2 protein-coding genes are annotated in these 2612 nt (G+C 55.7%); one reads left to right on the top strand and one right to left on the bottom strand.

Going from position 1 to position 2612, the window contains the following annotated elements:
- Positions 1 to 134: 134 nt before the first annotated feature.
- The gene (locus WS69_RS20120; protein WP_059472445.1) at positions 135 to 1139 is read right to left on the bottom strand and encodes an SIR2 family protein; all 1005 of its coding nucleotides are present in this window, start codon (positions 1137 to 1139) and stop codon (positions 135 to 137) included.
- Positions 1140 to 1259: 120 nt separating this feature from the next.
- Here WS69_RS20120 and WS69_RS20130 point away from each other — a divergent pair.
- Positions 1260 to 2347 (top strand): IS3 family transposase gene (locus WS69_RS20130; protein ID WP_156438273.1). Its coding sequence is split into 2 segments (ribosomal slippage): positions 1260 to 1521 and positions 1521 to 2347, totalling 1089 coding nucleotides; the frame shifts between segments, so codons are not numbered across the junction.
- Positions 2348 to 2612: the final 265 nt, after the last annotated feature.

Consider the following 2612-nt stretch of genomic DNA (forward strand, 5'->3'; position numbering starts at 1 on the left):
AAACTCGATCTGATGTTCATTGCCTTTATCAACTTCGCCCTGATTGTCGAAGCCCTTCGATAGTGTGAACACGCCCTGGGCGAGTAAGCGTTCGATCAGTGTTGCGAGCCGGCTACAGCGTCCCGCCTCGGTCACTATTGAGCAATGACCGCGCGGCCGGCTCGGATGAACTGGGCTAGGTCGAAAAATCGCGAAACGGTCACAAGCGGAAACCTTCGGAGCAGACGTTCAGAAATTGCCACCGCATCCGGATTCACGATGACAATGTTTGGTGTGGTGTCGCGGTCTGCAAGAACCGACCGAAGCACGGACGCGAAGTAGAGATCCGCGACTGGGAACGAGTAACCGATGAAGACCAGGGAGCGTGCGAATCGCATCTCCCGCTCCATCTCAGCCCATATTTTCTGAATCTCGTGTGCTTGATCAAGATATCCGGGGTGTCGCACCTCTTTTTGATCAGGGCCAGATATAAATTTAAGATGAGTGGGGGCGACAATTACGGCTGGACCGACAGGATTGCCGACTGTGATAGTGCCATCGTCTGCTTGTACCCAGTTAACGGACCCGTGGGGCTTGAGTAAGGGAATCGTGCCTGCCGAATCTCTTAGGCCGACGTAGCGTGCACTACTCCGAGCGGGTAATGAATTCTCAAAGATAGTGTCGTAATTGAATGACACAACGGTATCGAACCTTCTGAAGTGGTGCTTCAGAAAATCTTTGTAGATTGCTTTCGTCGCCGAATTTGCACTGAAACGGCTGAATACTTGGCCAATCTCTTCAGCTAGGGCGTCCCAAACTTGCAGCGCGTATGTCCGAAGCTGGATTGAGGTTGATGGAGCACGTGTGCGTTCGCTAAGAAACGTAAACACCTCTTCTACATCAATGCTAGTTAGTAAATGTCGCCGCTTCGCTGTTGGAGTGCGAACGGGTGTTTTGCCATACCCGAGAAAGTAGCGGAATAAAAAAGATTCGATCCGGGCGCGATTTTTCTGGCTCTTACAGAATCTCAGGAATGTTGGCCAGAATGTCGCTTGAGTCGGGATGGGCAATTGATGCCCTGCTTGGACCGTAGCTTTCGCGCCAGCTCCGAACGATGCTCCGGCGCCGAGGAAGTAGACGACTTTCTTCTTTTGTGCCATCGCGTCTAAGCAAGATCATATTGATGCACTATCATCCGCCGGGCGGACGGGGGGCGGGTAATACCCCCGTTCAGTAGGCGGGATCAGAAGTAGAATTTCCAGCAAAGGGAGTTCTACGCGATGAAGAAGTCGAAGTTCACGGATAGCCAGATCATGGAAGCGCTCAAGCGCGCGGAGGCTGGTGTGGCGGTGCCGGAGATTTGCCGGGAGCTGGGCGTCAGCACGGCGACGTTCTACAACTGGCGCAGCAAGTACGGCGGGATGGACGTGTCGCTGATGGCACGGATGAAGGAGCTGGAGGCGGAGAACGCGCGACTGCGCAAGATGTACGTCGAAGAGAAGATCAAGGCGGAGATCGTCGCGGAGGCGCTAGCAAAAAAAGACTGAGGCCATCTACCCGCCGCGAGATGGCCAGAGAAGCAGTAGCGAGCCGGGGTGTGTCGATCCGGCTTGCATGCGAGGCATTTGGCATAAGCCAGACGTGCTACCGCTACGAGCGGCAGCGCAATGCAGAGAACGAGCAGATTGCCGATTGGCTGCTACGACTGACCGACAATCATCGCAACTGGGGCTTCGGGCTGTGTTTCCTGTACCTGCGCAACGTGAAGGGCTTCGGCTGGAACCACAAGCGCGTGTACCGGATTTACCGAGAATTGGAGCTGAACCTGCGGATCAAGCCGCGCAAACGGCTCGTACGGCAGGCGCCGGAGCCGCTGATCGTGCCGGCGTCGGTGAATGCGGTGTGGTCAATGGATTTCATGCACGACCAGTTGAAGGACGGCCGCAGTATCCGGCTGTTCAACGTGATCGACGACTTCAACCGAGAAGCACTGGGAATCGAGATCGACTTCTCGTTGCCCTCGGCGCGTGTCATTCGGTCACTGGAGCAGATCATCGGCTGGCGGGGAAAGCCGTTGGCGATACGCTGCGACAACGGTCCCGAGTATTTGAGCGATGCGATCACGCAGTGGGCTGCCAGGCAGGGTATCGCATTGAACTACATCCAGCCTGGCAAGCCGCAGCAGAACGCCTACGTGGAGCGATTCAACCGGACCGTGCGCTATGAATGGCTGTCGCAGTACTACTGGGACGACCTCGCGCACGTGCAGCACTTCGCAACCGAATGGATGTGGCAATACAATCACGAGCGCCCTAACATGGGCCTTGGCGGCCTGACGCCGAAACAGCGGCTCATGGCCGCGGCATAGTCTCTACTTCTGACTCGCGTTAAAAGCGGGGGGATTACCGGGCTCCGAAGCCCTTGCGATCGATCGTTTTGGAAACGCGATATTTATCTAAGTTATTGAAAGTGCTTGGTATTTCGAGTGCTTTGTAAGCATCTGCCGAGCAAAGCTGCTGCAATGTTGATGCGGCTCAGCAAAGTCGCGCGAGTGTAGCTAGTCGGCCCTGAACAATTCGTTTTGTCGCGCAGATGAAGCTACGCCGCCGACGGCGCAGCGGCTCGGAAGCTGA

Origin of the sequence: Burkholderia sp. BDU5 (assembly GCF_001522845.1) — a bacterium.
GTDB classification, from domain to species: Bacteria; Pseudomonadota; Gammaproteobacteria; order Burkholderiales; family Burkholderiaceae; genus Burkholderia; species Burkholderia mayonis.